This window comes from Nocardioides sp. Leaf374 (assembly GCF_916862475.1).
GTDB lineage: Bacteria > Actinomycetota > Actinomycetes > Propionibacteriales > Nocardioidaceae > Nocardioides > Nocardioides kribbensis.
The window spans coordinates 28,894-52,601 of sequence record NZ_CAKASO010000014.1; the positions used below are offsets into that span (position 1 = coordinate 28,894).

General features: G+C 70.6%; 37 protein-coding genes. 32 read left to right on the forward strand and 5 right to left on the reverse strand.

The features are described from left to right. The first annotated feature begins 19 nt into the window (after positions 1–19). Positions 20–1,015 (forward strand): stage II sporulation protein M, encoded by a 996-nt coding sequence (locus LPA27_RS08745; RefSeq protein WP_228942197.1) that lies wholly within the window; start codon positions 20–22, stop codon positions 1,013–1,015. Between the two features lie 4 nt (positions 1,016–1,019). Here LPA27_RS08745 and LPA27_RS08750 read toward each other — a convergent pair whose 3' ends face one another. From LPA27_RS08750 to LPA27_RS08770, 5 genes are read right to left on the reverse strand one after another with little or no spacing between them, the layout of a single operon-like run. Next, positions 1,020–2,312 carry a DUF58 domain-containing protein gene (locus tag LPA27_RS08750; RefSeq protein ID WP_228942198.1) on the reverse strand — a complete coding sequence of 431 codons (1,293 nt, stop codon included), beginning with the start codon at positions 2,310–2,312 and terminating at the stop codon, positions 1,020–1,022. Positions 2,313–2,320: 8 nt separating this feature from the next. Continuing rightward, a complete protein-coding gene (locus LPA27_RS08755; protein WP_056862070.1) occupies positions 2,321–3,313 on the reverse strand; it encodes an AAA family ATPase in 993 nt (330 codons plus the stop codon). Beyond that, complete coding sequence (locus LPA27_RS08760) at positions 3,310–4,413, reverse strand: DUF4350 domain-containing protein (protein ID WP_228942199.1); 1,104 nt, start codon at positions 4,411–4,413, stop codon at positions 3,310–3,312. The genes LPA27_RS08755 and LPA27_RS08760 overlap by 4 nt, the downstream gene beginning before the upstream one ends. Next, the gene (locus LPA27_RS08765) at positions 4,410–5,021 is read right to left on the reverse strand and encodes a DUF4129 domain-containing protein (RefSeq protein ID WP_228942200.1); all 612 of its coding nucleotides are present in this window, start codon (positions 5,019–5,021) and stop codon (positions 4,410–4,412) included. Before LPA27_RS08765 ends, LPA27_RS08760 begins: the two co-directional genes overlap by 4 nt. Further along, positions 5,018–5,956, reverse strand: coding sequence for a hypothetical protein (locus LPA27_RS08770; protein WP_228942221.1), 939 nt, complete (start codon positions 5,954–5,956; stop codon positions 5,018–5,020). Before LPA27_RS08770 ends, LPA27_RS08765 begins: the two co-directional genes overlap by 4 nt. A gap of 640 nt (positions 5,957–6,596) precedes the next feature. On the opposite strand from LPA27_RS08770, the gene rpsJ reads away from it, so the two are divergent. The 31 genes from rpsJ (at position 6,597) to rpsD (ending at position 23,613) form a co-directional block, all read left to right on the forward strand. Then, positions 6,597–6,905 (forward strand): 30S ribosomal protein S10, encoded by a 309-nt coding sequence (gene rpsJ, locus LPA27_RS08775; RefSeq protein ID WP_008360994.1) that lies wholly within the window; start codon positions 6,597–6,599, stop codon positions 6,903–6,905. Between the two features lie 10 nt (positions 6,906–6,915). After that, a complete protein-coding gene (rplC, locus tag LPA27_RS08780; RefSeq protein ID WP_082499866.1) occupies positions 6,916–7,578 on the forward strand; it encodes a 50S ribosomal protein L3 in 663 nt (220 codons plus the stop codon). Positions 7,579–7,582: 4 nt separating this feature from the next. Next, positions 7,583–8,191 carry a 50S ribosomal protein L4 gene (gene rplD / locus LPA27_RS08785; protein ID WP_056862074.1) on the forward strand — a complete coding sequence of 203 codons (609 nt, stop codon included), beginning with the start codon at positions 7,583–7,585 and terminating at the stop codon, positions 8,189–8,191. Next, positions 8,188–8,493 (forward strand): 50S ribosomal protein L23, encoded by a 306-nt coding sequence (gene rplW / locus LPA27_RS08790; RefSeq protein ID WP_056862075.1) that lies wholly within the window; start codon positions 8,188–8,190, stop codon positions 8,491–8,493. The genes rplD and rplW overlap by 4 nt, the downstream gene beginning before the upstream one ends. A gap of 29 nt (positions 8,494–8,522) precedes the next feature. Continuing rightward, positions 8,523–9,359 (forward strand): 50S ribosomal protein L2, encoded by an 837-nt coding sequence (gene rplB / locus LPA27_RS08795; RefSeq protein WP_056862076.1) that lies wholly within the window; start codon positions 8,523–8,525, stop codon positions 9,357–9,359. Between the two features lie 5 nt (positions 9,360–9,364). After that, the gene (rpsS, locus tag LPA27_RS08800; RefSeq protein WP_056599671.1) at positions 9,365–9,646 is read left to right on the forward strand and encodes a 30S ribosomal protein S19; all 282 of its coding nucleotides are present in this window, start codon (positions 9,365–9,367) and stop codon (positions 9,644–9,646) included. A 34-nt stretch (positions 9,647–9,680) separates the two neighbouring features. Continuing rightward, entirely contained in the window at positions 9,681–10,106 is a 426-nt protein-coding gene (rplV, locus tag LPA27_RS08805; protein ID WP_082499867.1) for a 50S ribosomal protein L22, read from the forward strand. Then, complete coding sequence (gene rpsC, locus LPA27_RS08810; RefSeq protein ID WP_056862077.1) at positions 10,106–10,942, forward strand: 30S ribosomal protein S3; 837 nt, start codon at positions 10,106–10,108, stop codon at positions 10,940–10,942. The genes rplV and rpsC overlap by 1 nt, the downstream gene beginning before the upstream one ends. Positions 10,943–10,947: 5 nt before the next feature. Then, positions 10,948–11,367: a 50S ribosomal protein L16 gene (rplP, locus tag LPA27_RS08815; RefSeq protein ID WP_056862078.1), complete on the forward strand. Its 420-nt coding sequence runs from the start codon at positions 10,948–10,950 to the stop codon at positions 11,365–11,367. Continuing rightward, positions 11,367–11,612, forward strand: coding sequence for a 50S ribosomal protein L29 (gene rpmC / locus LPA27_RS08820; RefSeq protein ID WP_056862079.1), 246 nt, complete (start codon positions 11,367–11,369; stop codon positions 11,610–11,612). Before rplP ends, rpmC begins: the two co-directional genes overlap by 1 nt. Beyond that, positions 11,609–11,887: a 30S ribosomal protein S17 gene (gene rpsQ, locus LPA27_RS08825; protein ID WP_056862080.1), complete on the forward strand. Its 279-nt coding sequence runs from the start codon at positions 11,609–11,611 to the stop codon at positions 11,885–11,887. The genes rpmC and rpsQ overlap by 4 nt, the downstream gene beginning before the upstream one ends. 99 nt (positions 11,888–11,986) lie before the next feature. Next, the gene (gene rplN / locus LPA27_RS08830; protein ID WP_056862081.1) at positions 11,987–12,355 is read left to right on the forward strand and encodes a 50S ribosomal protein L14; all 369 of its coding nucleotides are present in this window, start codon (positions 11,987–11,989) and stop codon (positions 12,353–12,355) included. Further along, a complete protein-coding gene (gene rplX, locus LPA27_RS08835; RefSeq protein WP_056862082.1) occupies positions 12,355–12,717 on the forward strand; it encodes a 50S ribosomal protein L24 in 363 nt (120 codons plus the stop codon). Before rplN ends, rplX begins: the two co-directional genes overlap by 1 nt. Further along, a complete protein-coding gene (gene rplE / locus LPA27_RS08840) occupies positions 12,717–13,304 on the forward strand; it encodes a 50S ribosomal protein L5 (protein ID WP_056862083.1) in 588 nt (195 codons plus the stop codon). The genes rplX and rplE overlap by 1 nt, the downstream gene beginning before the upstream one ends. Before the next feature lies 1 nt (position 13,305). Then, complete coding sequence (locus tag LPA27_RS08845) at positions 13,306–13,491, forward strand: type Z 30S ribosomal protein S14 (RefSeq protein ID WP_011757321.1); 186 nt, start codon at positions 13,306–13,308, stop codon at positions 13,489–13,491. 82 nt (positions 13,492–13,573) lie between these two features. Next, positions 13,574–13,981, forward strand: coding sequence for a 30S ribosomal protein S8 (gene rpsH / locus LPA27_RS08850; RefSeq protein ID WP_056862084.1), 408 nt, complete (start codon positions 13,574–13,576; stop codon positions 13,979–13,981). A 30-nt stretch (positions 13,982–14,011) separates the two neighbouring features. Further along, the gene (rplF, locus tag LPA27_RS08855; RefSeq protein WP_056862085.1) at positions 14,012–14,551 is read left to right on the forward strand and encodes a 50S ribosomal protein L6; all 540 of its coding nucleotides are present in this window, start codon (positions 14,012–14,014) and stop codon (positions 14,549–14,551) included. A 1-nt stretch (position 14,552) separates the two neighbouring features. After that, entirely contained in the window at positions 14,553–14,936 is a 384-nt protein-coding gene (rplR, locus tag LPA27_RS08860; RefSeq protein ID WP_056862086.1) for a 50S ribosomal protein L18, read from the forward strand. A 37-nt stretch (positions 14,937–14,973) separates the two neighbouring features. Continuing rightward, positions 14,974–15,603 (forward strand): 30S ribosomal protein S5, encoded by a 630-nt coding sequence (gene rpsE / locus LPA27_RS08865; RefSeq protein WP_056862087.1) that lies wholly within the window; start codon positions 14,974–14,976, stop codon positions 15,601–15,603. Continuing rightward, the gene (rpmD, locus tag LPA27_RS08870) at positions 15,603–15,785 is read left to right on the forward strand and encodes a 50S ribosomal protein L30 (protein ID WP_056862088.1); all 183 of its coding nucleotides are present in this window, start codon (positions 15,603–15,605) and stop codon (positions 15,783–15,785) included. The genes rpsE and rpmD overlap by 1 nt, the downstream gene beginning before the upstream one ends. A 1-nt stretch (position 15,786) precedes the next feature. Further along, positions 15,787–16,227 (forward strand): 50S ribosomal protein L15, encoded by a 441-nt coding sequence (rplO, locus tag LPA27_RS08875; RefSeq protein WP_056862089.1) that lies wholly within the window; start codon positions 15,787–15,789, stop codon positions 16,225–16,227. A 169-nt stretch (positions 16,228–16,396) separates the two neighbouring features. Then, the gene (gene secY / locus LPA27_RS08880) at positions 16,397–17,698 is read left to right on the forward strand and encodes a preprotein translocase subunit SecY (protein ID WP_228942201.1); all 1,302 of its coding nucleotides are present in this window, start codon (positions 16,397–16,399) and stop codon (positions 17,696–17,698) included. 1 nt (position 17,699) lies between these two features. Further along, positions 17,700–18,275 (forward strand): adenylate kinase, encoded by a 576-nt coding sequence (locus tag LPA27_RS08885; RefSeq protein ID WP_056862091.1) that lies wholly within the window; start codon positions 17,700–17,702, stop codon positions 18,273–18,275. Between the two features lie 8 nt (positions 18,276–18,283). Next, complete coding sequence (gene map / locus LPA27_RS08890; protein ID WP_416383236.1) at positions 18,284–19,099, forward strand: type I methionyl aminopeptidase; 816 nt, start codon at positions 18,284–18,286, stop codon at positions 19,097–19,099. A gap of 81 nt (positions 19,100–19,180) precedes the next feature. Beyond that, positions 19,181–20,176: a TerC family protein gene (locus LPA27_RS08895; protein ID WP_056862092.1), complete on the forward strand. Its 996-nt coding sequence runs from the start codon at positions 19,181–19,183 to the stop codon at positions 20,174–20,176. A gap of 28 nt (positions 20,177–20,204) precedes the next feature. Next, complete coding sequence (locus tag LPA27_RS08900) at positions 20,205–21,293, forward strand: LLM class flavin-dependent oxidoreductase (RefSeq protein ID WP_228942202.1); 1,089 nt, start codon at positions 20,205–20,207, stop codon at positions 21,291–21,293. 215 nt (positions 21,294–21,508) lie between these two features. After that, on the forward strand, positions 21,509–21,730 hold the full coding sequence (gene infA / locus LPA27_RS08905) for a translation initiation factor IF-1 (RefSeq protein WP_026145687.1): 222 nt from the start codon (positions 21,509–21,511) through the stop codon (positions 21,728–21,730). A 74-nt stretch (positions 21,731–21,804) separates the two neighbouring features. Then, the gene (rpmJ, locus tag LPA27_RS08910; protein WP_056862094.1) at positions 21,805–21,918 is read left to right on the forward strand and encodes a 50S ribosomal protein L36; all 114 of its coding nucleotides are present in this window, start codon (positions 21,805–21,807) and stop codon (positions 21,916–21,918) included. A gap of 209 nt (positions 21,919–22,127) precedes the next feature. Continuing rightward, entirely contained in the window at positions 22,128–22,502 is a 375-nt protein-coding gene (gene rpsM, locus LPA27_RS08915; RefSeq protein ID WP_056862095.1) for a 30S ribosomal protein S13, read from the forward strand. Between the two features lie 68 nt (positions 22,503–22,570). Continuing rightward, positions 22,571–22,978: a 30S ribosomal protein S11 gene (gene rpsK / locus LPA27_RS08920; RefSeq protein ID WP_056862096.1), complete on the forward strand. Its 408-nt coding sequence runs from the start codon at positions 22,571–22,573 to the stop codon at positions 22,976–22,978. Positions 22,979–23,004: 26 nt separating this feature from the next. Continuing rightward, entirely contained in the window at positions 23,005–23,613 is a 609-nt protein-coding gene (gene rpsD, locus LPA27_RS08925; protein ID WP_056862097.1) for a 30S ribosomal protein S4, read from the forward strand. The last annotated feature ends 95 nt before the right edge of the window (positions 23,614–23,708 follow it).

Here is a 23,708-nt window from a genome sequence, read left to right on the forward strand (position 1 = left end):
GCCAGTCTAGGCTGGGCGCGTGGACCTCGACGCCTACGTGCAGGCGCACGCGCGCGACTGGCAGCAGCTCGAGGAGCTCGTGGGCCGCCGGCGCCTCGACGGGGCGGCCAGCGACGAGCTGGTCGAGCTCTACCAGCGCGTCGGCACCCACCTCTCGGTCGTGCGGGCCTCGGCCCCCGACCCGACGCTGGTGGCCCACCTCTCCTCGCTGCTGGCGCGCGCCCGCAACCGCGCCGTCGGCACCCGGGTCGGCTCGTGGCGCACGGTGGCGTCGTTCTTCGTCGACCGCTTCCCCGCCGCTCTCTACCGGCTGCGCTGGTGGTGGCTGGGCTGCCTGGCCGGCAACGTGGTGGTGACCGCGGTGATAATGCTGTGGCTGCTCGACAACCCGGTGGTCGAGCAGTCGCTGCTCTCGCCCGCCGAGGTCGACCAGCTGGTGCAGCAGGACTTCGAGGGCTACTACAGCGAGTACGCCGCTGGCAGCTTCGCCACCCAGGTGTGGGTCAACAACGCCTGGGTCGCCGCGCTCTGCATCGCCCTCGGGGTGCTGGGCCTGCCGGTGGTCTACGTGCTCTTCACCAACATCAGCAACCTCGCGATCATCGGCTCGATCATGCACCGCGCCGACCGGGGGCAGCAGTTCTGGGGCCTCATCCTGCCCCACGGGCTGCTCGAGCTCACGGCCGTCTTCGTGGCCGGCGGGGTGGGCCTGCGGCTGTTCTGGTCGTGGATCGAGCCCGGCGCGCTGTCGCGGGCGCAGTCGATCGCGCGCGAGGGCCGCACGGCGGGCACGGTCGCACTGGGCCTGGTCGTGGTGCTCCTCGTCTCGGGGGCCATCGAGGGCTTCGTGACGCCCTCGGGGCTACCCACCTGGGCCCGGGTGGGCATCGGCGTGCTCGCCGAGGCGGTGTTCCTCGCCTACGTCCTCGTGCTGGGCCGCCGCGCGGTGCAGCGGGGCCACACCGGCGACCTCGACGCCGCGCTGCTCGAGGACCGGGTCGCCACCCAGGCCTGAGCCCCTACAGCAGCCCGCGGGCCTTGAGCCCGAGGTAGTGGTCGGCCAGCGCAGGGGGCAGCCGCTCGGCGACCACGTCGACCACGTCGACCCCGAGGGCGCGCAGCAGTTCGGCGGTGCGGGTCCGGCGCTCGAGCACCTGCTCGGCCGCCGCGGCGGCGTACACCTCCTCGGCGGTGCCGCGGGCGGCGGCCAGCCGGTCGAGCGCGGGGTCGCGCACGGAGGCCAGCACCACCCGGTGGTGGCGCACCAGCACGGGCAGCACGGGCAGCAGACCCTCCTCGACCGCGGCGGGCTCGAGCGGGGTCAGCAGCACGACCAGCGCCCGCTGCCGCCCGAGGCCGGTGACGGCGCCGGCCAGCGCGCGCCAGTCGGCCTCCACGATCACGGGCTCCAGGTCGGCCATCTGCTCCTGGAGCCGCGCCGCGACGTCGCGGGCCCCGGCCGCGCGCAGCCGGGCCCGCACGACCCGGTCACCGGCCAGGAGGTCGACCCGGTCGCCGGCGCGCGCGGCCAGCGCCCCCAGCAGCAGCGCGGCGTCCATGGCGGAGTCCAGGCGCGGCACGTCGTCGACGCGGCCGGCCGAGGTGCGCGAGGTGTCGAGCACGAGCACCACCCGGCGGTCGCGCTCGGGCTGCCAGGTGCGCACGACCACCGAGCGGTTGCGGGCCGTGGAGCGCCAGTCGATGGAGCGCACGTCGTCGCCGCGCACGTACTCGCGCAGCGAGTCGAACTCGGTGCCCTGGCCCCGCACCCGCACGGCGGCGCGCCCGTCGAGGTCGCGCAGCCGGGCCAGGCGGGAGGGCAGGTGCCTGCGCGACTCGAACGCCGGGAGCGCCCGCACGCTGCCCGGCAGGTCCGTCGTGGCCTGGCGGGCGACGAGCCCGAGCGGCCCCCAGCAGCGCGCGGTGACGCCGACGGCGCGCAGGTCGCCGCGCCGGCGCGGGCGCAGCGGGGTGCGCAGCAGGACCGTCGCGCCGCCAGCCAGGTCGAGCCGGTGCCGGTCGGGCCCGGCCCCGGCGGTGGGCTGCCAGGCGTCGCGCAGGACGCCGCGCACCCGTCGGCGCCCGTCGTTGCGCACCAGCAGCGCGCTCTCGACCTCCTCGTGCAGCCGGGTCGTCGGCACCGGCCGGCGCTCCAGGTGCAGGGCGGCGGGTCGCGGGGCGAGCAGGAGGTCGGCCGTCGCGAGCACGCCGACGACCAGCACCCACAGCCACACCGTGCCCACGGCGGGGCGCAGCACCACCGCGACCAGCCCGAGGGCCAGCAGCAGGGGGAGGCGACCGGAGACGGCCACGGCGCTCCTCAGCGCGGGACCGGCACGGAGCCGATCGCCGAGGAGAGCACCTGGCCGACGTCGACGCCCTCGAGCTCGGCCTCGGGCCGCAGCCCCAGCCGGTGCACCAGCGTGGCGTGGGCGAGGGCCTTGACGTCGTCGGGGGTGACGAAGTCGCGTCCGTTGAGCCAGGCCCACGCCCGGGAGGTCCTCAGCAGCGCCGTGGTGCCGCGGGGGCTGACACCGAGGCTGAGCGAGGGGGAGGTCCGGGTGGCGCGGGCGATGTCGACGATGTAGCCGACGACCTCCGGGGAGACCTGCACGGCGGCCACGGCAGCGCGTCCCGCGGCGACGTCGTCGGGGCCGGCGACCGGGCCGACGCCGGCGGCGGCCACGTCGCGAGGGTCGAAGCCCGCGGCGTGGCGGCGCAGCACCTCCAGCTCGTCGTCGCGCCCGGGCACCGGCAGCACCACCTTGAGCAGGAACCGGTCGAGCTGGGCCTCGGGCAGCGGGTAGGTGCCCTCGTGCTCCACGGGGTTCTGGGTGGCCGCCACCAGGAAGGGCACGGGCAGCGGGTGGGAGGTGCCGTCCACCGAGACCTGGCCCTCCTCCATCGCCTCCAGCAGCGCCGACTGGGTCTTGGGCGGGGTCCGGTTGATCTCGTCGGCCAGCAGCAGCTGGGTGAAGACGGGCCCCTCCCGGAAGCGCAGCTCACCGCCCTGGCCCTCGATCACCATCGAGCCGGTGATGTCGCCCGGCATCAGGTCGGGGGTGAACTGCACGCGCCGGGTGCCGACCGAGAGCGCACCGGCGAGGCTGCGCACGAGCAGGGTCTTGGCCGTGCCCGGCACCCCCTCCATGAGCACGTGGCCGCCGCACAGCAGGGCCACGAGCAGGCCGGAGACGGCGGCGTCCTGGCCGACGACGGCCTTGGCCACCTCGGCGCGGACCGCCGCGATGCGCTCGCGGGGGTCGCCGGTCGGGGCGGGGGTCCCGGTCAGGGGTCGGGGGGTGTCGGTCACGGGGTGCGTACCTCTCGGTCGAGCTCGGCCAGCGCGCCGGCCAGGGCGATCAGGTCCCGGTCGGTGCCGGGAGCGGGGGAGTCGGGGTCGAGCAGACGGGCGACGTCGGCCGCGGACCGGCCGGTGCGGGCGGCGACCTGCTCCGCGACGACGTCGGGCCCGGCGCCCACCGGGAGGCGCAGCCGGGCCGCACCGCGCCGTCGGGCGGCCTCGCGCAGCGCCCGCGCGGCGTGGCCGCGGTCGGAGGCGTGGTGGTAGAGCCGTCCACGGCTCAGGGTGGTCTCGACGGCGCTCACCGCCACCGGCAGCGGCTCGACCGAGAGCCGGCCCAGCCGCCGCCCGCGCCAGAGCACGACGGCCAGGAGCACGACCACGGCGAGCACGAGACCGGGTGCGACCCAGCGGGGCACGAGCCCGGAGAGACCGACGGCGTCGCCACCCTCGAGGTCACCCGCCGACGGCACGTACCACACCAGGCGCTGCCCCTGGCCGAGCAGGCGCAGCGCCACCGCGGCGTTGTCGGCGCGCAGCACCTGGTCGTTGCTCAGCGCCTGCCCGGCCCCGAGGAGGGTCACGCCCCCGACCTCGGCCACCACCGCGCGTCCGCCGCTGCCGAAGCAGCCCGGCGCGTCGTACGCCGTGGCCGTGTCGGTGGCGAGCACGAGTCCGGCCAGCGCCGGGGTGCCGCACCCGGCGGCGAGCCCGTCGCCGGGGTCGACGGCCAGGGGCTCGGCGGCGAGGCCGAGGGCGTCGAGCGCTCCCGGGCGGGCGTCGACCACGACCAGGCGGCCGGGGGCGGCGGCGCGCAGCAGGCCCTCGGCCGTGCTGCGGCCCAGCGCCTCGGTGCCGGTGACGACCACGGTGGTGTCGGCGTCGACGTCGGCCGCGTCGAGCGCCGCGGTGTCGCGGGCCACCTCCACCCGCACGCCACGGTCGGCGAGCACCCGGGCCACGGCCTGCGCCCCGTCGGGGTCGGGGTTGTCGGGGTCGAGGGGGTCGGTGGTGCGGGCGCCGCCGCCGAGGAGCACGGCGACGACCACGGCGACCGCGAGGGCGGTCGCGACGACCAGGGCGGAGGTGTGGCGCCGCAGCCGCCTCACCGGCGCGCCCCGACCAGGGTGTCGAGGAGGTCGAGCACACCGCGCGCGGAGGCCTCGTCGGCGCGCCGCTCGCCGTAGCGCACCAGGTCGAAGGTCCGGGCGGCGGCTGCGGCCGCGTCGGCCAGCGGGGGGTGGCCCGCACCGAGGGCGTGGGCCACCTCGCGGGCCGTCGCCCCGGGGTTGTCGGCGAGCAGGCCGCGCTCGACCTCGCGCAGGGTGAGCGCACGGAAGGCCTCGACGACCACGGCGTCCCAGCGCCCGTCGGCCGCGGCGGCGTGCGCGCGGCGGGTGAGCTCGTCGGCTCCGACACCGGTGCCGGCGAGCACGGCGTCGTCGGGCCCGGCGAGGCGCGCCGACCCGCGCGTCCGCGAGAGGAGCCAGCCGAGGGCGAGCACGAGCAGCAGCGCCACGACGACGGCGGCGAGCGCGGTCAGCGGAGGCGCCCCCGACGCGGCGACGAGGGCGTCGTCGACGAGTCGCTGGAGCGCGTCGAGGACCTGCTGGAGCACGTCGCGCTCGTGGTACTCCGGGCGCAGCAGCTCCTGGCGCAGCGCCGTGCGGGCGTCGTCGGGGGAGGGGGTCGGCCCCGCCACGAGCAGCGGGGTCACGGCCGGGTGATCCCCGCCTGGGTCATCAGGTCGACGTCGTAGGCCTCGCGGCGGATGCGCAGGTCGAGGTACTGCAGCGCCGTGACGGCGGTGGTGAAGGGGGCCACGAACGCCGTGGAGACGACCGTCGACAGGGCCTGGAGCAGCACCAGGCCGAGCACCTGGTACTCCGGCCCGACCGCCAGCAGGGCGAGCTGTCCGCCGAAGGAGAAGGGCAGGGTGAGCACCGAGCTCGCCACGCCGGTGAGCACGACGGTGAGCAGCGCGATGCCGAAGGTGCGCCAGAAGGCGCCCCGGGTCAGCCCGTAGCCGCGGCGCAGGGCCTGGCGGATGGTGAGGCCCTCCATCATCAGCGCCGGCGCGGGCAGGTAGTAGACCCGGATCCAGAACCACGTCATGAACGCCACGAGGAGCAGTCCGCTGAGCACGGCGTAGACCACGACCTGCCAGGTGGCGGTCGACAGCAGCACGACGGGCACGTAGGTGGCGGCGTAGAGCGCCACCACCGTCAGCGTCAGCACGAGGAGGAGCGCGGCGAGGCCGACGAGCCGCAGCCGTTGGCCGGCCGTGGCCCGCCACGCCTCGCCGAGGCTCAGGCGGCGACCGACGGCGGCCGCGGCCACGACGTGGGCCACCATGCCCGCCACGAGGATGAGCCCCACCTGCTGCAGGAGCGCGCCGACACCCAGGGCGCCGAACGACCCGAGGAAGCCCACCACCGACTCCGTCGACGGCGAGTCGGCCGAGAGCAGGCTGAGGTCGACGGTGAAGGTGAGCACGCTGGTGACCAGCACGGGGACCGCCATCGCCACCGCGGCGACCAGCACGGCTGCACCGACGGTGGCCTGCGGGTTGTGCCGGATCGTGCGGAAGGCGGCGTCGTAGAGGTCGCCCAGGCCCAGCGGGCGCAGCGGCACCGCGCCGGGCCGGTGCACCGGCCGTGGGGCCGGGGGCGGGCCCCACATGCCGGGCGGCGGGGTCGGACCCGGGGGAGGGGGGGTCCACCCCGGAGGCGGCGGGCCCCAGCCGCCGGGCGGCGGATGGCCGTGGTCGTTCGACATCGCTCTCCCGTCGTGCGTGCCCGGTCCGGCACGACCTGCGTGGGCCGCTATCCTCGCAGGTGCGCGCGATCGGCGGTGCTCGACCCGGTGCTCGAACCGGAGCCCGACCCGACCTCCACGGGCGGTCGCCAGGACGATTTGGCCCCACCGGAGGGATCTGCCAAGATAGTCCGGTTGCTTCGGCGGGTTGCCGGGGTGCGCCACATCTTGACTACTGAATCGCGTCTCCGCTCCCTCGAGGGGCACCCAGTGATGGGGAGATCGGTGGTGGTCGGCCCGTGGCGGCACCGCACCAGGAGACCCGATCAGCCTGACGAACCGTCGGGCGTCACCGATCAGACGTGAGCAGGATCCCGGTCCTGTGTCGTGCCCAGCGCAGATTCTTGTGCAGGCCGCGCGACACGCCCGACCGCGGGGGTCGGCCACGAGGTGATGGCAACAGGGCGGGACCCACTCAAGCCCGAGGAATCCCGGACACGCACGCGGCAGCTGAGAAGAAGGACGGACGAGACCTATGGCGGGACAGAAGATCCGCATCAGGCTCAAGGCCTATGACCACGAGGTGATCGACACCTCGGCGCGCAAGATCGTGGACACGGTCACCCGCACGGGTGCCAAGGTCGCCGGCCCGGTGCCGCTGCCGACCGAGAAGAACGTGTACTGCGTGATCCGCTCGCCCCACAAGTACAAGGACTCCCGCGAGCACTTCGAGATGCGCACCCACAAGCGCCTCATCGACATCATCGACCCGACGCCGAAGACGGTCGACTCGCTCATGCGCCTCGACCTGCCTGCCGGCGTCGACATCGAGATCAAGCTCTGAGGTCACTGACATGACGATGGAACGCAACCAGAAGGGCCTGCTGGGCACGAAGCTCGGCATGACCCAGCTGTGGGACGAGAACAACCGCATCGTCCCCGTGACCGTGATCGCCGCGAGCACCAACGTGGTCACCCAGGTCCGCACCCCCGAGAAGGACGGCTACAACGCCGTGCAGATCGGGTTCGGCGAGATCGAGGCCCGCAAGGTCAACAAGCCGCAGGCCGGTCACTTCACCAAGACCGCGGGCACCACCCCCCGCCGTCACCTCGTCGAGATCCGCACCGCTGCGGCCGGCGACTACACCGTGGGCCAGGAGCTCGCCGTCGACACCTTCGCCGCGGGCGAGGAGATCGACGTGACCGGCACCAGCAAGGGCAAGGGCTTCGCCGGTGTCATGAAGCGTCACGGCTTCGCCGGTGTGTCCGCCTCGCACGGTGCCCACCGCAACCACCGCAAGCCCGGCTCGATCGGCGCCTGCGCCACGCCGGGCCGAGTGTTCAAGGGCGTCCGCATGGCCGGCCGGATGGGTAGTGACACGGTCACGACCCAGAACGTCACCGTGCACGCCGTCGACGTCGAGAAGGGCCTGATCCTGCTCAAGGGTGCCGTTCCCGGCCCCCGCGGCGGGCTGATCGTGCTCCGCTCGGCTGCCAAGAAGACGCAGGAGGCCTGAGCACATGGCTATCAAGACCGTCAAGGTCGACCTGCCCGCCGAGATCTTCGACGTGGCGGTCAACATCCCCCTGATGCACCAGGTCGTCGTGGCCCAGCAGGCCGCTGCGCGCCAGGGCACGCACGCCACCAAGACGCGGGCCGAGGTCCGCGGTGGTGGTCGCAAGCCCTACAAGCAGAAGGGCACCGGCCGCGCCCGCCAGGGCTCGACCCGCGCGCCGCAGTTCGCCGGCGGTGGCGTGGTCCACGGCCCGCAGCCGCGCAGCTACGACCAGCGCACCCCCAAGAAGATGAAGGCCGCCGCCCTGCGCGCCGCCCTCTCCGACCGGGCCCGCAACGACCGCATCCACGTCGTGGAGTCGCTCGTCACCGGCGACGTCCCCTCGACGAAGAGCGCCCTGGCCAACCTGGCCGGCCTCTCGGAGCGCACGAAGTTCCTCGTGGTGCTCGAGCGCAACGACTCCGTCACCTGGCTCTCGCTGCGCAACGCGCAGCACGTGCACATCGTGGCCGTCGACCAGCTCAACACCTACGACGTGCTCGCTGCCGACGACGTGGTCTTCAGCAAGGGCGCGTACGACGTGCTCGTGAGCGCCAAGGAGGATGCCAAGTGAGCACCCTGCACAAGGACCACCGCGACGTCCTGCTCGCGCCGGTCGTGTCGGAGAAGAGCTACGGCCTGCTCGACGCGAACAAGTACACGTTCGTCGTGCACCCCGACGCCAACAAGACCGAGATCAAGATCGCGGTCGAGAAGATCTTCGGCGTCAAGGTCACCTCGGTGAACACGCTGAACCGCGCGGGCAAGACCCGTCGGACCCGCAACGGTCTGGGCAAGCGCAAGGACACGAAGCGCGCGATCGTCAGCCTCGCCGAGGGTCACCGCATCGACATCTTCGGGGGTCCGGTCTCCTGACCGGGCAGCTGGATACGAGGACATAGACAATGGCTATCCGCAAGTACAAGCCGACCACCCCGGGCCGTCGTGGCTCGTCGGTCGCCGACTTCGTCGAGATCACCCGCACCACGCCGGAGAAGTCCCTGGTCGTGCCGCTGCCCAAGAAGGGCGGTCGCAACAACCAGGGTCGGATCACCACCCGGCACCAGGGCGGCGGTCACAAGCGCGCCTACCGGATCATCGACTTCCGTCGCTACGACAAGGACGGCGTCCCGGCGAAGGTCGCCCACATCGAGTACGACCCGAACCGCACCGCGCGCATCGCGCTGCTGCACTACGCCGACGGCGAGAAGCGCTACATCATCGCGCCGAAGGGCCTGACGCAGGGCACCCCGGTCGAGAGCGGCCCCCACGCCGACATCAAGACCGGCAACAACCTGCCGCTGCGCAACATCCCGGTCGGTTCGACCATCCACGCCGTGGAGCTGCGGCCCGGCGGCGGCGCGAAGATCGCCCGCTCCGCCGGCAACAGCGCCCAGCTGGTCGCCCGTGAGGGCAGCCGCGCCACGCTGCGCATGCCCTCGGGCGAGATGCGCTTCGTCGACGTGCGCTGCCGCGCCACGATCGGCGAGGTCGGCAACGCCGAGCAGTCGAACATCAACTGGGGCAAGGCCGGCCGCATGCGCTGGAAGGGCAAGCGCCCGACGGTGCGAGGCGTCGTGATGAACCCGGTCGACCACCCGCACGGTGGTGGCGAGGGCAAGACCTCGGGTGGTCGTCACCCGGTGTCCCCCTGGGGCAAGCCCGAGGGCCGCACGCGCAAGCGCAAGGCCTCCGACTCCCAGATCATCCGTCGTCGCAAGTCCGGCAAGGGTAGGAAGTAACCGACATGCCTCGCAGCCTGAAGAAGGGCCCCTTCATCGACGACCACCTTCAGAAGAAGGTGGACGCCGAGAACGAGAAGGGCTCGCACAACGTCATCAAGACCTGGTCGCGCCGGTCGATGATCGTGCCCGACATGATCGGTCACACCATCGCCGTGCACGACGGGCGCAAGCACGTCCCGGTGTTCGTGACCGACTCGATGGTCGGCCACAAGCTGGGCGAGTTCGCCCCCACCCGCACCTACCGCGGGCACGTGAAGGAAGACCGGAAGGGCCGCCGCCGCTGATGCGGCCGGCTCTGGGAACTGGAGAGAACGAGCTATGAGCGTTACTGAGCGAGGGCGCACGAGCGCCCGACGCGAGTCGCTGCTCGGCGACCAGCCGGGCGCCTTCGCGAGCGCGCGTCACACGCGGATCACCCCGCTGAAGGCCCGTCGTGTCGTGGACCTGGTCCGCGGCATGCACGTCGACGAGGCCCTGGCCCTGCTGCAGTTCGCGCCGCAGGCCGCCTCGGAGACCGTCTACAAGGTGCTGGAGAGCGCCGTCGCCAACGCCGAGACCACCGAGGGTCTCGACCGTGGCGACCTGGTGGTCTCCGTCGCGATGGTCGACGAGGGTCCCACCATGAAGCGCTGGCGCCCCCGGGCCCAGGGCCGTGCGACGCGGATCAACAAGCGCACCAGCCACATCACGCTGGTCGTCCAGCCGGCTGCCGTGGTCGCCGAGAAGAAGGGCAGGAAGGCCTGATGGGCCAGAAGATCAACCCGAACGGCTTCCGCCTCGGCATCTCGACGGACCACAAGTCCCGTTGGTACGCCGACAAGCTGTACAAGTCGTACGTCGGCGAGGACGTCGCCATCCGCAAGCTGCTGTCGAAGGGCATGGAGCGCGCCGGGATCTCGAAGGTGGAGATCGAGCGCACCCGTGACCGTGTGCGTGTGGACATCCACACCGCGCGTCCCGGCATCGTCATCGGTCGCCGCGGCGCCGAGGCCGACCGCATCCGCGGCGAGCTCGAGAAGCTCACCGGCAAGCAGGTGCAGCTGAACATCCTCGAGGTCAAGAACCCCGAGGTCGACGCGCAGCTGGTCGCCCAGGGCGTCGCCGAGCAGCTCGCCGGCCGTGTGCAGTTCCGTCGCGCGATGCGCAAGGCGATGCAGACCACGATGCGCTCGGGTGCCAAGGGCATCCGGATCCAGTGCTCGGGCCGCCTCAACGGCGCCGAGATGTCGCGGACCGAGTTCTACCGCGAGGGTCGCGTGCCGCTGCACACGCTGCGCGCCGACATCGACTACGGCTTCTACGAGGCCAAGACGACCTTCGGCCGCATCGGCGTGAAGGTCTGGATCTACAAGGGCGAGGTCGCCGGCACCCGTGCCGAGCGCCAGGCCCAGGCTGCCGCCCGCGCCGGGGTCCCCGGTCGCGGTGGTCGCCCGCAGCGTGGCGGGGAGCGCCCGAGCCGTGGCTCGCGCGGCGACCGCCCGACGCGTGCCGACCGCGGCGCCGAGGCTCCCGCCACCACCACGGAGGCGCCGGCCGAGGCCGCTGCCCCCGTCGCCGCTGAGTCCGGATCGGAGGCCTGACCGACATGCTGATGCCCCGACGCGTCAAGCACCGCAAGCAGCACCACCCCAAGCGGACCGGTGCGGCCAAGGGTGGCACCCGTCTCGCCTTCGGCGAGTTCGGGATCCAGGCCATCGAGGGTCACTACGTCACGAACCGACAGATCGAGTCGGCCCGTATCGCGATGACCCGTCACATCAAGCGAGGCGGCAAGGTGTGGATCAACATCTACCCCGACCGCCCGCTGACCAAGAAGCCTGCCGAGACCCGCATGGGTTCCGGTAAGGGTTCCCCCGAGTGGTGGGTGGCGAACGTCAAGCCCGGCCGCGTCATGTTCGAACTCTCCGGCGTCGACGAGGGCACCGCACGCGAGGCCATGCGCCGCGCGATGCACAAGCTCCCGATGAAGTGCCGGTTCATCTCGCGAGAGGCGGGTGAATTCTGATGCCCAACGGTATCGCTGCCCACGAGCTCGACGAGATGAACGACGTCGACCTCGAGGCGAAGCTGCGCGAGGCCAAGGAGGAGCTGTTCAACCTCCGGTTCCAGGCCGCCACCGGCCAGCTCGAGAGCCACGGCCGGCTGCGCACGGTCAAGAAGGACATCGCCCGGATCTACACCGTGGTGCGCGAGCGCGAGCTCGGCATCCGCACGGCGCCGGGTTCTGACAACGAGGATGGTGCCGCATGAGCGAGCAGACTGCCGAGACCACGGAGCGCAACGCCCGCAAGGTCCGCGAGGGCCTGGTCGTGAGCGACAAGATGGACAAGACCGTGGTCGTGTCCGTCGAGGACCGCGTGAAGCACGCCCTCTACGGCAAGGTCCTGCGCCGCACGAGCAAGCTCAAGGCGCACGACGAGGCCAACGAGTGCGGCATCGGTGACCGCGTCCTGCTCATGGAGACCCGACCGCTGTCGGCGACCAAGCGCTGGCGCGTCATCGAGATCCTCGAGAAGGCGAAGTAACCCCTCGCCCTCGCCGGGCGAGATCCAACCCCACCAGTTCGGCAAGGCTCACGGCCCGCGCGGCCGGCGAGAACCAGCTCGACAACCAGGAGAAACTCAATGATCCAGCAGGAGTCGCGACTCAAGGTCGCCGACAACACCGGTGCGAAGGAGATCCTCTGCATCCGTGTTCTCGGCGGCTCGGGTCGGCGCTACGCGGGCATCGGTGACGTCATCGTCGCCACCGTGAAGGACGCGATCCCCGGTGGCAACGTCAAGAAGGGCGATGTCGTCAAGGCCGTGATCGTGCGCACCGTCAAGGAGCGTCGCCGTCCCGACGGTTCCTACATCCGCTTCGACGAGAACGCCGCCGTGATCCTCAAGAACGACGGCGAGCCCCGCGGCACGCGCATCTTCGGCCCCGTGGGCCGCGAGCTGCGCGACAAGCGCTTCATGAAGATCATCTCGCTCGCACCGGAGGTGCTCTGATGGCCAAGTCGTCCGTGAACATCAAGAAGGGCGACACCGTCAAGGTGATCGCCGGCAAGGACAAGGGCGCCGAGGGCAAGGTCATCCAGGTGCTCCGTGAGGAGCAGCGGGTGATCGTCGAGGGTGTCAACCGCGTCAAGCGGCACACCAAGGTCGTCAACCAGGGCGGCTCGGGCAGCACCGGCGGCATCATCACCGCCGAGGCCCCCATCCACGTGTCCAACGTGATGCTCGTCGAGGGCGACGGCGTGACCCGGATCGGCTTCCGCCGTGACGAGGTCACCAAGCGTCGCCCCGACGGCTCGACGTACCAGGCCGAGCGCAGCGTCCGCATCTCGCGCAAGAGCGGCAAGGAGATCTGATGACCGAGACCCAGACCCCCGACGTGGCTGCGTCCGCGAAGGTCACCCCCCGCCTCAAGACCCGCTACCGCGAGGAGATCCTCCCCGCGCTGCAGTCGGAGTTCGAGATCGGGAACGTCATGCAGGTCCCCGGCCTGGTCAAGATCGTGGTCAACATGGGTGTGGGCGAGGCTGCCCGCGACTCCAAGCTGATCGAGGGCGCCGTGCGCGACCTCACCGCGATCACCGGCCAGAAGCCGCTCGTGACCAAGGCGCGCAAGTCGATCGCGCAGTTCAAGCTGCGCGAGGGCATGCCGATCGGTGCGCACACCACGCTGCGCGGCGACCGCATGTGGGAGTTCCTCGACCGGCTGCTGTCGCTGGCGCTCCCGCGCATCCGCGACTTCCGCGGCCTCTCGCCCCAGCAGTTCGACGGCCGGGGCAACTACACCTTCGGTCTGACCGAGCAGGTCATGTTCCACGAGATCGACCAGGACCGGATCGACCGTTCCCGCGGCATGGACATCACCATCGTCACGACGGCCACGACCGACGACCAAGGCCGCGCGCTGCTCAAGCAGCTGGGCTTCCCGTTCAAGGAGAACTGACATGGCGAAGACCGCTCTGAAGGTCAAGGCCGCTCGCAAGCCGAAGTTCGCTGTCCGCGGCTACACCCGCTGCCAGCGCTGTGGCCGGCCGAAGGCCGTCTACCGCAAGTTCGGCCTGTGCCGCATCTGCCTGCGAGAGATGGCGCACCGGGGCGAGCTGCCCGGCGTGACCAAGTCCTCCTGGTAATCCTTCCCAATTCAAAGATCGCTGCAGGTCGCACCTGAGCTACAGGTGCGAAACCACGGTGGAGAAAGGGCCGCAGCAGGCCATGACGATGACAGACCCGATCGCAGACATGCTCACTCGTCTGCGTAACGCCAACCAGGCGTACCACGACGCGGTTTCCATGCCGTACAGCAAGATCAAGCAGGGTGTCGCCGACATCCTCAAGCAGGAGGGCTACATCACCTCCTACGACGTCACCGAGCCGGGTGAGGGCGAGGTCGGCAAGACGCTGACCATCACGCTCAAGTACGGCCGCAACCGGGAGCGCTCCATCGCGGGCGTGCGCCGGATCAGCAAGCCGGGCCTGCGGGTCTACGCCAAGCACACGGGTCTCCCGAAGGTGCTGGGCGGGCTGGGCGTCGCGATCATCTCGACGAGCCAGGGCCTGCTGACCGACCGACAGGCCAACCAGAAGGGCGTGGGCGGAGAAGTCCTCGCCTACGTCTGGTGACGACGAGACCGAGATAGGAGAACTGAAAGCATGTCGCGTATTGGCAAGCTCCCCGTCGCGGTTCCGTCCGGTGTCGACGTGGCGATCGACGGCCAGCTGGTGACCGTCAAGGGCCCCAAGGGTGCCCTGACGCACACCGTCGCCGAGCCGATCGCCGTGGTGAAGGGGGAGGGCGTCCTCGACGTCACCCGCCCCGACGACCACCGCATCAGCAAGTCGCTGCACGGCCTGAGCCGCACGCTCATCAACAACATGGTCGTCGGTGTCACCGACGGCTACGAGAAGAAGCTCGAGATCGTCGGCGTGGGCTACCGCGTCCTGTCGAAGGGCCCGACCCAGCTGGAGTTCCAGCTCGGGTACTCCCACCCGATCATCTTCGACGCCCCCGAGGGCATCACCTTCACCGTCGACGGCCCGACCCGCCTGGGTGTCCAGGGCATCGACAAGCAGCTCGTCGGCGAGACGGCCGCGAAGATCCGCAAGCTGCGCAAGCCCGAGCCCTACAAGGGCAAGGGTGTTCGTTACGCCGGCGAGCAGGTCCGCCGCAAGGTCGGAAAGGCTGGTAAGTGACATGGGCATCTCGCTCTCGAACAACAAGCACACCGCCGCTCGCGTCAAGTCGCGCCTGCGTCGCCAGGTCCGTGGCCGCAAGAAGGTCGCCGGCACCGCCGAGCGCCCTCGCCTGGTCGTGACCCGCTCCTCCAAGCACATCACCGTCCAGGTCGTCGACGACCTGGTCGGCAAGACGCTGGCCTCGGCCTCCACCATGGAGACCGACCTGCGCGGCTACGAGGGCGACAAGACCGCCAAGGCGAAGAAGGTCGGCGAGCTCGTCGCCGAGCGCGCCAAGGCTGCCGGTGTCGACGGGGTCGTCTTCGACCGCGCCGGCAACAAGTACCACGGCCGCGTCGCGGCCCTCGCGGACGGCGCCCGTTCGGGCGGCCTGACGTTCTGATCCAGACATCGCAAGTGAAGAGAAGAGGAACAGTCTCATGAGCGGAGCCCAGCGCGGACAGCGCAGTGGCGAGCGCCAGTCTGGTGACCGTCGCGGTCGCGACGACCGTCGCGGTGGCCAGGCTGACAAGACCGCCTACATCGAGCGCGTCGTGGCGATCAACCGCGTCGCGAAGGTCGTGAAGGGTGGTCGTCGCTTCAGCTTCACCGCCCTCGTGGTCGTCGGTGACGGCGAAGGTCTGGTCGGAGTCGGCTACGGCAAGGCCAAGGAGGTGCCCGCGGCGATCGCCAAGGGCGTCGAGGAGGCCAAGAAGGCCTTCTTCCGGGTCCCCCGGATCCAGGGCACGATCCCGCACCCCGTCCAGGGTGAGAAGGCGGCCGGCGTGGTCATGCTGCGTCCCGCCTCGCCCGGTACCGGCGTCATCGCCGGTGGCCCGGTGCGTGCGGTGCTCGAGTGCGCCGGCATCCACGACATCCTGAGCAAGTCGCTCGGGTCGTCGAACCAGATCAACATCGTGCACGCGACCGTCGAGGCGCTGCGCATGCTCGAGCAGCCCGAGGCCGTGGCCGCCCGTCGTGGCCTGCCGGTCGAGGACGTCGCCCCGGCGGCGCTGCTCAAGGCGCGCACCGAGGTGCCCGCGGGCGTCTCGCAGGAGGTGTCCTCCTGATGGCACAGCTCAAGGTCCAGCAGAAGAGGGGCACGGTCGGCCTCAAGGCCAACCAGCGCGAGACGCTGCGCACCCTCGGCCTGAAGCGGATCGGTGACGTCGTCGTCAAGGAGGACCGTCCCGAGATCCGCGGCATGGTCAACACGGTCCGTCACCTGGTGACGGTCGAGGAGGTCGACTGACATGACGCTCAAGCTGCACCACCTGCGCCCCGCTCCGGGCGCCAAGACCGCGAAGACCCGTGTGGGTCGCGGTGAGGCCTCGAAGGGCAAGACGTCGGGTCGCGGTACCAAGGGCACCAAGGCCCGGTACCAGGTCCCGGTGGCCTTCGAGGGTGGCCAGATGCCGATCCACATGCGTCTGCCCAAGCTCAAGGGCTTCAAGAACCCGTTCAAGGTCGAGTTCCAGGTCGTGAACCTGGACCGGATCAGCGCGCTCTTCCCCGAGGGTGGCTCCGTCACCGTCGACGAGCTCGTGGCCCGCGGCGCCGTCCGCGACGGTCACCCGGTCAAGGTCCTCGGCCAGGGCGACTGCTCGGTCAAGGTCGACGTGAGCGCCCACGCGTTCTCGGCGTCGGCCAAGGAGAAGATCGAGTCCGCAGGCGGCACCACCAGCCTGGTCTGACCCAGCCCCGTCAAGGCGCGGCCGGCACCGCTCACCAGCGTGCTGGCCGCGCCTTTGCCGTCACTCGTGAGGCCGACGAGGTGTGGGTCACCACCCCTGTTAGGCTTCCCGAGGCTTCCATGGTCGTCCGTGGGAGCCGCTCATCGTTGTGAGGAAAGAGGATCTGCCCGTGCTAGGCGCCTTCGCCAACGCTTTCCGGACACCGGACCTGCGTCGCAAGCTGCTCTTCGTCCTGGGGATCATCGTGATCTTCCGGGCCGGGTCGCAGATCCCCGCCCCCGGCGTGAACGTCGCCAACGTCCAGCAGTGCATCGACATCGCGCAGACAGGTGACAACGCCAGCCTCTACAGCCTGGTCAACCTGTTCTCGGGCGGAGCGCTGCTCCAGCTCACGATCTTCGCGCTCGGCATCATGCCGTACATCACCGCCAGCATCATCCTGCAGCTGCTCGTCGTGGTCATCCCGCGGCTCGAGGCGCTGAAGAAGGAGGGCCAGGCGGGCCAGACGAAGATCACCCAGTACACCCGCTACCTCACCCTGGGCCTCGCGCTGCTGCAGGCCACGGGCATCGTCGCGCTGGCCCGCTCGGGCAGCCTGCTGCAGTGCAACCTCGACCTGCTCCACAGCAACGGCACGCAGACCTTCCTGGTCATGGTCATCACCATGACCGCCGGCACCGCGGTGATCATGTGGCTCGGCGAGCTCATCACCGAGCGCGGCATCGGCAACGGCATGTCCATCCTGATCTTCACCCAGGTCGTCGCGACCTTCCCGGCCGCGCTCTGGGAGGTCCAGAAGAGCCAGGGCTGGTGGGTCTTCGGCCTGGTCATCGCGATCGGTCTGGTCATCATCGCCGCGGTCATCTTCATCGAGCAGGCCCAGCGCCGGATCCCGGTGCAGTACGCACGCCGCATGGTCGGACGCAAGATGTTCGGCGGCAGCTCGACCTACATCCCGCTGAAGGTCAACCAGGCCGGCATCATCCCGGTCATCTTCGCCTCCTCGCTGCTCTACCTGCCGGCGATGGCGGTGCAGTTCAACCAGACCAACCCCTCGCCGTGGGTGGAGTGGATCAGCAAGTACTTCGTCACCGGGGCCCACCCGCTCTACATGGCGACGTTCTTCCTGCTCATCGTCTTCTTCACCTACTTCTACGTCTCGATCACCTTCAACCCCGTCGAGGTGGCCGACAACATGAAGAAGTACGGCGGCTTCATCCCCGGGATCCGGGCGGGCAAGCCGACCGAGGACTACCTGTCCTACGTCCTGTCCCGCATCACGCTGCCGGGCGCGCTCTACCTCGGACTGATCGCCCTCATCCCGCTCATCGCCCTCGTGCTGATCGACGCCAACCAGAACTTCCCGTTCGGTGGCACCTCGATCCTCATCATGGTCGGCGTCGCGCTGGACACGGTGAAGCAGATCGAGAGCCAGCTCCAGCAGCGAAACTACGAAGGATTCCTCCGCTGACATGCGAATGATCTTCATGGGCCCGCCCGGGGCCGGCAAGGGCACCCAGGCCAAGTTCGTCGCCGAGCACTTCGGCATCCCCGCCATCTCCACCGGCGACATCTTCCGCGCCAACGTCTCCCAGGGCACCCCCCTCGGCGTCGAGGCCAAGCGGTACATGGACGCCGGTGACTACGTGCCCGACGAGGTCACCAACCTCATGGTGCGCAACCGCATCGACGAGGACGACGCCACGCCCGGCTTCCTGCTCGACGGCTACCCGCGCACGCTGGCGCAGGTCGAGGAGCTCGACGGGATGATCGCCTTCACCGGCCACTCCCTCGACGCCGTGGTCGTGCTCACCGTCGACGAGGACGAGCTGGTGGCCCGGCTGGTCCAGCGCGCCCAGGTCGAGGGCCGTGCCGACGACACCGAGGACGTCATCCGACGCCGTCAGGAGGTCTACGCCGAGCAGACCGAGCCGCTCATCGGGGTCTACCGCGACCGCGGCCTGCTGGTCGAGGTCGACGGCATGGGCGAGGTCGCCGACGTGACCAAGCGGATCTTCGACGCCCTCGACGACCTGCCGCAGAGCTGACCGTGGGCCTGCTCGACCGCGGCCTGGAGATCAAGACCCCGGAGCAGGTCGTCGCGATGCGTCGCGCCGGCCTGCTGGTGGGGGAGACCCTGGAGCTGCTGCGCTCCGCGGTGCGTCCCGGCATCAGCACCGCCGAGCTCGACGCGGTGGCCGAGGACGCGATCCGCAGCGGCGGGGGAGTGCCCTCCTTCAAGGGCTACCACGGCTTCCCCGCCTCGATCTGCGCCTCGGTCAACGACCGGGTGGTCCACGGCATCCCCGGCGCCGACGAGGTGCTGGTCCCCGGTGACGTCATCTCGATCGACTGCGGCGCCATCGTCGAGGGGTGGCACGGCGACGCCGCGATCACCGTGGCGGTCGGCGAGGTGTCGGCGGAGCTCGTGGAGCTGATGCGCGTCACCGAGGAGTCGATGTGGCGCGGCATCGCCGCGGCGCGGCTCGGCGGCCGGGTCTCCGACATCGGTCACGCGGTCGAGACCTACGTCCGCTCGCAGGGCGACTACGGCATCCTCGAGGACTACACCGGGCACGGGATCGGCACCGAGATGCACCTGCCGCCCAACGTGCCCAACTACGGCAAGCCCGGCAAGGGCCCCAAGCTGGTCCGCGGTCTGGCCCTGGCCGTGGAGCCCATGATCACCCTCGGCAGCGCCGAGACCGACGTGCTCGACGACGACTGGACCGTCGTGACCACCGACGGCAGCCGCGCCGCGCACTTCGAGCACACCTTCGCCCTGACCGCCGACGGCGCCTGGGTCCTGACCGCCCTCGACGGCGGCGAGGAGGCCCTGACCGCCCTCGGGGTCCCGTTCGGCGGACGGTGACCCCGGCGGGTACCGTGAGCCCGCTCCGCACCGGGTCCCCGACCCGGCTGCACCACTGACACCAATCGGAAAGGTCCCGTCGTGGACGTCGCCCCCTGGCTGTGGTGGACCACGGTCCTCCTCACCACCGGCCTGCTCCTCGTCGACGTCTTCGTCATCGGACGTCGGCCCCACGAGCCCACCACCCGCGAGACCTCGCTGCACCTGGCCGGCTTCGTCGCCCTCGCGGTCGTCTTCGGCCTGGGGGTGTGGTACTTCGCCGGCGGCCAGTACGGCGGGGAGTTCTTCGCCGGCTGGCTGACCGAGTACTCGCTCTCGGTCGACAACCTGTTCATCTTCATCATCATCATGACGAAGCTGCAGGTGCCGCGGCAGTACCAGCAGACCGCGCTGCTCATCGGCATCGTGCTCGCCCTGGTGCTGCGCGGCATCTTCATCGGCGTCGGCGCCGCGGCGATCGAGAACTTCAGCTGGGTCTTCTACCTCTTCGGCGCCTTCCTCATCTACACCGCCGTCAAGCTGGCCAAGGAGGGCGGCGACGACGACGAGCACTACGAGGAGCCCAAGCTGGTCGCGATCGCGCGCAAGCGGCTGCCGCTGACCGAGCACTGGAACGGCGTGAAGTTCACCGTCTCGGAGAACGGCAAGCGGATGCTCACCCCGATGTTCATCGTGGTGCTCTCCCTCGGCGTGACCGACCTGCTCTTCGCCCTCGACTCGATCCCGGCCATCTACGGCCTCACCAGCGAGCCCTACCTGGTCTTCACCGCCAACGTCTTCGCGCTGATGGGCCTGCGCCAGCTCTACTTCCTCATCGGCGACCTGCTGCAGCGCCTGGTCTACCTCTCCTACGGCCTGGCCTTCCTGCTCTTCTTCATCGGCGTCAAGCTCGTCCTGCACGCCATGCACGAGAACGAGCTGCCCTTCGTCAACGGCGGCGAGCACATCGAGTGGGCGCCCGAGGTGCCGATCTGGCTCTCGCTGCTCGTCATCGTCGGCACGCTCGCGGTGACCACCGTGCTCAGCCTGCTCAAGGACCGCAGCACCCGGCGCAAGGCCTCGATCGGCGCGGAATAGCCCTCCGCGGGGTGGGGTTGGAACGGTGATGAGCCAGTCACGCCGCCACCAGACCAGCCCCACCCTGTCCGTGCTCGACCTCGTGCCGGTGCGCAGCGACCAGACCTCGGGCGACGCCCTCGCGGCCACCCTCGAGCTCGCGCGCGAGGCCGACCGCCTGGGCTACCGGCGCTACTGGGTGGCCGAGCACCACAACATGCCGGCCGTGGCCTCGACCAACCCCCCGGTGGTGATGGCGATGATCGCCGGCGCCACCGAGCGGCTGCGCGTGGGCTCGGGTGGCGTCATGCTGCCCAACCACGCCCCGCTGGTGGTGGCCGAGCAGTTCTCGCTCCTCGAGGCCGCCTACCCGGGTCGCATCGACCTCGGCATCGGGCGCGCCCCCGGCACCGACCCGGTCACCAGCTACGCCCTGCGCCACGGGGCCGGCGGCGTCAGCGACGAGGCCGTCACCCGGTTCCCCGAGTACGTCGACAACGTGCTGGCCATGATGGAGCCCGAGGGCGTCGCCGTCGCGGTGGCGGGTCGCCAGCAGGTGCTCAAGGCGACCCCGGCGGCCGCCGGTGTGCCCGAGATGTGGCTGCTGGGCTCCTCCGACTACTCCGCCCGCCTGGCCGCGGAGAAGGGCATGCCCTACGTCTTCGCCCACCACTTCTCCGGCAGCGGCACCGCCGAGGCGCTCGAGCTGTACCGCTCGACCTTCCGCCCGTCCGCCGCACTGGCCGAGCCGCGCACCTTCCTGACCGTCAACGTCTCGGTGGCGCCGACCGCGGAGGAGGCCCGCCTGCGCGCCCTGCCGCAGCTGCAGATGATGCTGGCCCTGCGCACCGGGCAGCCGCTGCAGGCCCAGGTGCTGGTGGAGGAGGCCGAGAAGGTCCAGGCCCCGCCCGCGCAGCAGGACGTCATCGACGCGATGGCCGCGCGCTGGGTCATCGACGCCCCCGAGGCGGCCCGCGCCCGGGTGGCCGAGCTGGCCTCGACGTACGACGTCGACGAGGTCATGGTCGTGCCGGTGGCCGGAGCCCACGTGGGCACTGAGCCGGGCAGCTCGCCCGCGCGCGTGGAGACGCTGCGGCTGCTCGCCGCCTTATCCGAGCGCAGCGCTCGGGCTGATTAGGGTTCTGGGGCGCGCGCGAACTAAACTGGCGTGTCGGCCCAACGTGGGTCTGTCCTGCGCTCCTCGAGGCTGCCCGTCCGCCGGGTGAGGAGCGCCGGTCGGCTTCACGAGGTCCACCCCCGCCCCCGGGCGGAGGAGGTTCCCGGGCCACCCGCAGGGCACCCGCCCCGCGGTGCAGCACACGGTAGACAACCGGACAACAGATTGTGGAGGACATGCCGAAGAAAGAAGGCGTGATCGAGCTCGAGGGCACCATCACGGAGGCCCTGCCCAATGCCATGTTCCGCGTCGAGCTGAGCAACGGCCACAAGGTCCTCGCCCACATCAGCGGCAAGATGCGCCAGCACTACATCCGGATCCTCCCCGAGGACCGCGTGGTGGTGGAGCTCTCGCCGTACGACCTCACCCGGGGTCGCATCGTCTACCGCTACAAGTAAGCGGTGCCGCGAGACCGCTCGCCGGCGCACGCGTCAAGCCGACAGCCCCCCGGGGCCACGAAAGGACCTCCGCGATGAAGGTCAACCCCAGCGTCAAGAAGATCTGCGACAAGTGCCAGGTGATCCGTCGCCACGGCCGCGTCATGGTCATCTGCGAGAACCCGCGCCACAAGCAGCGCCAGGGCTGAGAGGCCCGCTGCAGCCCGGCTGCACCCCGCACCACCCGCACCACCACAACTGAACACACCTCAACGTGATCGCTTAGCCGCCCTGGACGCGGCGAACCACCCCCGGAGCAGAGGCCGGGGCCCGGGCACGACGGCTCGCCGTCGAGATCCCCCCGGGGCGCGACACGACCAGAAACCTCTGTGGACTACCCGAAGGGACCGCCAGACACATGGCACGCCTCGTTGGAGTGGATCTCCCGCGCGACAAGCGCATCGAGATCGCTCTCACCTACATCTACGGCATCGGCCGTACCCGCTCCCAGCAGCTGCTCGCCGAGACCGGGGTCGACCCGAACACCCGCGTGCACCAGCTGGGTGACGAGGAGCTGGTCAAGCTCCGCGACGCCATCGAAGCCAACTTCAAGATCGAGGGTGACCTCCGTCGCGAGGTCCAGGCCGACATCCGTCGCAAGATCGAGATCGGCAGCTACCAGGGTCGCCGCCACCGCATGGGCCTTCCGGTCCGCGGTCAGCGCACCAAGACCAACGCGCGCACCCGCAAGGGTCCCAAGCGCACGGTTGCCGGCAAGAAGAAGGCCAAGTGACGCGACGGCCCGCGCCGTCCCACCTGCCCTTCCTCACCTCAACGACCAGCTACCCCAGGAGATAACGCATGCCTCCCAAGAGCCGCGCAGCGGCCGGCGCCAAGAAGGTGCGCCGCAAGGAGAAGAAGAACGTCGCTCAGGGCGAAGCCCACATCAAGAGCACGTTCAACAACACCATCGTCACGATCACCGACCCCACCGGTGCGGTGATCTCGTGGGCCTCGGCCGGCACCGTCGGCTTCAAGGGCTCGCGCAAGTCCACCCCCTACGCCGCGCAGATGGCCGCCGAGGCCGCCGGGCGTCGGGCCATGGACCACGGGATGAAGAAGATCGACGTCTTCGTCAAGGGTCCGGGGTCGGGTCGTGAGACCGCGATTCGCTCGCTGGGTGCCATCGGCCTCGAGGTCGGCACCATCCAGGACGTCACGCCCACCCCGCACAACGGCTGCCGCCCTCCCAAGCGCCGCCGCGTCTGACCCGAGACCTAGAAGGAGACTGAACCATGGCCCGTTACACCGGACCCATGACCCGGAAGTCGCGCCGTCTCGGTGTCGACCTCGTCGGTGGCGACCAGGCTTTCGAGCGTCGTCCCTACCCGCCCGGCGCCCACGGCCGCGGCCGCATCAAGGAGAGCGAGTACCTCCTGCAGCTGCGCGAGAAGCAGAAGGCCCGCTTCACCTACGGCGTGCTCGAGAAGCAGTTCCTGAACTACTACAAGGAGGCCTCGCGCCGCACCGGCAAGACCGGTGACAACCTCCTGCAGCTGCTCGAGTGCCGTCTCGACAACGTGGTCTACCGTGCCGGCTTCGCCCGCACGCGCCGCCACGCCCGCCAGCTGGTGACCCACGGTCACTTCCTGGTCAACGGCCACAAGGTCGACATCCCGTCGTTCCAGGTGACCGCGCACGACATCATCGACGTCCGCGAGAAGTCGCTGGAGACCACGCCGTTCATCGTCGCGCGTGAGACCCACGGCGAGCGCGTCGTCCCGGCCTGGCTCGAGGCCCTGCCGAACCGCATGCGGATCCTGGTGCACCAGGTGCCGACCCGGGCGCAGATCGACCTTCCGGTCCAGGAGCAGCTCATCGTCGAGTACTACTCGAAGAAGTGACCCTCGGGTGTCGCCCCCGTCCTCCGGGCCGGGGGCGGCGCCTGTTGCTGCTCCACCCTCCCTTTCCACATCCTCGCAGTTCGGGCCCGTCAAAT

Excerpts from the sequence above, each read along its gene's own strand:
- rpsJ (WP_008360994.1), top strand. The coding sequence starts at position 6,597 with ATGGCGGGACAGAAGATCCGCATCAGGCTCAAGGCCTATGACCACGAG.
- rplC (WP_082499866.1), top strand. The coding sequence starts at position 6,916 with ATGACGATGGAACGCAACCAGAAGGGCCTGCTGGGCACGAAGCTCGGC.
- rplD (WP_056862074.1), top strand. The coding sequence starts at position 7,583 with ATGGCTATCAAGACCGTCAAGGTCGACCTGCCCGCCGAGATCTTCGAC.
- rplB (WP_056862076.1), top strand. The coding sequence starts at position 8,523 with ATGGCTATCCGCAAGTACAAGCCGACCACCCCGGGCCGTCGTGGCTCG.
- rpsS (WP_056599671.1), top strand. The coding sequence starts at position 9,365 with ATGCCTCGCAGCCTGAAGAAGGGCCCCTTCATCGACGACCACCTTCAG.
- rplV (WP_082499867.1), top strand. The coding sequence starts at position 9,681 with ATGAGCGTTACTGAGCGAGGGCGCACGAGCGCCCGACGCGAGTCGCTG.
- rpsC (WP_056862077.1), top strand. The coding sequence starts at position 10,106 with ATGGGCCAGAAGATCAACCCGAACGGCTTCCGCCTCGGCATCTCGACG.
- rplP (WP_056862078.1), top strand. The coding sequence starts at position 10,948 with ATGCTGATGCCCCGACGCGTCAAGCACCGCAAGCAGCACCACCCCAAG.
- rpmC (WP_056862079.1), top strand. The coding sequence starts at position 11,367 with ATGCCCAACGGTATCGCTGCCCACGAGCTCGACGAGATGAACGACGTC.
- rpsQ (WP_056862080.1), top strand. The coding sequence starts at position 11,609 with ATGAGCGAGCAGACTGCCGAGACCACGGAGCGCAACGCCCGCAAGGTC.
- rplN (WP_056862081.1), top strand. The coding sequence starts at position 11,987 with ATGATCCAGCAGGAGTCGCGACTCAAGGTCGCCGACAACACCGGTGCG.
- rplX (WP_056862082.1), top strand. The coding sequence starts at position 12,355 with ATGGCCAAGTCGTCCGTGAACATCAAGAAGGGCGACACCGTCAAGGTG.
- rplE (WP_056862083.1), top strand. The coding sequence starts at position 12,717 with ATGACCGAGACCCAGACCCCCGACGTGGCTGCGTCCGCGAAGGTCACC.
- LPA27_RS08845 (WP_011757321.1), top strand. The coding sequence starts at position 13,306 with ATGGCGAAGACCGCTCTGAAGGTCAAGGCCGCTCGCAAGCCGAAGTTC.
- rpsH (WP_056862084.1), top strand. The coding sequence starts at position 13,574 with ATGACGATGACAGACCCGATCGCAGACATGCTCACTCGTCTGCGTAAC.
- rplF (WP_056862085.1), top strand. The coding sequence starts at position 14,012 with ATGTCGCGTATTGGCAAGCTCCCCGTCGCGGTTCCGTCCGGTGTCGAC.
- rplR (WP_056862086.1), top strand. The coding sequence starts at position 14,553 with ATGGGCATCTCGCTCTCGAACAACAAGCACACCGCCGCTCGCGTCAAG.
- rpsE (WP_056862087.1), top strand. The coding sequence starts at position 14,974 with ATGAGCGGAGCCCAGCGCGGACAGCGCAGTGGCGAGCGCCAGTCTGGT.
- rpmD (WP_056862088.1), top strand. The coding sequence starts at position 15,603 with ATGGCACAGCTCAAGGTCCAGCAGAAGAGGGGCACGGTCGGCCTCAAG.
- rplO (WP_056862089.1), top strand. The coding sequence starts at position 15,787 with ATGACGCTCAAGCTGCACCACCTGCGCCCCGCTCCGGGCGCCAAGACC.
- LPA27_RS08885 (WP_056862091.1), top strand. The coding sequence starts at position 17,700 with ATGCGAATGATCTTCATGGGCCCGCCCGGGGCCGGCAAGGGCACCCAG.
- LPA27_RS08900 (WP_228942202.1), top strand. The coding sequence starts at position 20,205 with ATGAGCCAGTCACGCCGCCACCAGACCAGCCCCACCCTGTCCGTGCTC.
- infA (WP_026145687.1), top strand. The coding sequence starts at position 21,509 with ATGCCGAAGAAAGAAGGCGTGATCGAGCTCGAGGGCACCATCACGGAG.
- rpmJ (WP_056862094.1), top strand. The coding sequence starts at position 21,805 with ATGAAGGTCAACCCCAGCGTCAAGAAGATCTGCGACAAGTGCCAGGTG.
- rpsM (WP_056862095.1), top strand. The coding sequence starts at position 22,128 with ATGGCACGCCTCGTTGGAGTGGATCTCCCGCGCGACAAGCGCATCGAG.
- rpsK (WP_056862096.1), top strand. The coding sequence starts at position 22,571 with ATGCCTCCCAAGAGCCGCGCAGCGGCCGGCGCCAAGAAGGTGCGCCGC.
- rpsD (WP_056862097.1), top strand. The coding sequence starts at position 23,005 with ATGGCCCGTTACACCGGACCCATGACCCGGAAGTCGCGCCGTCTCGGT.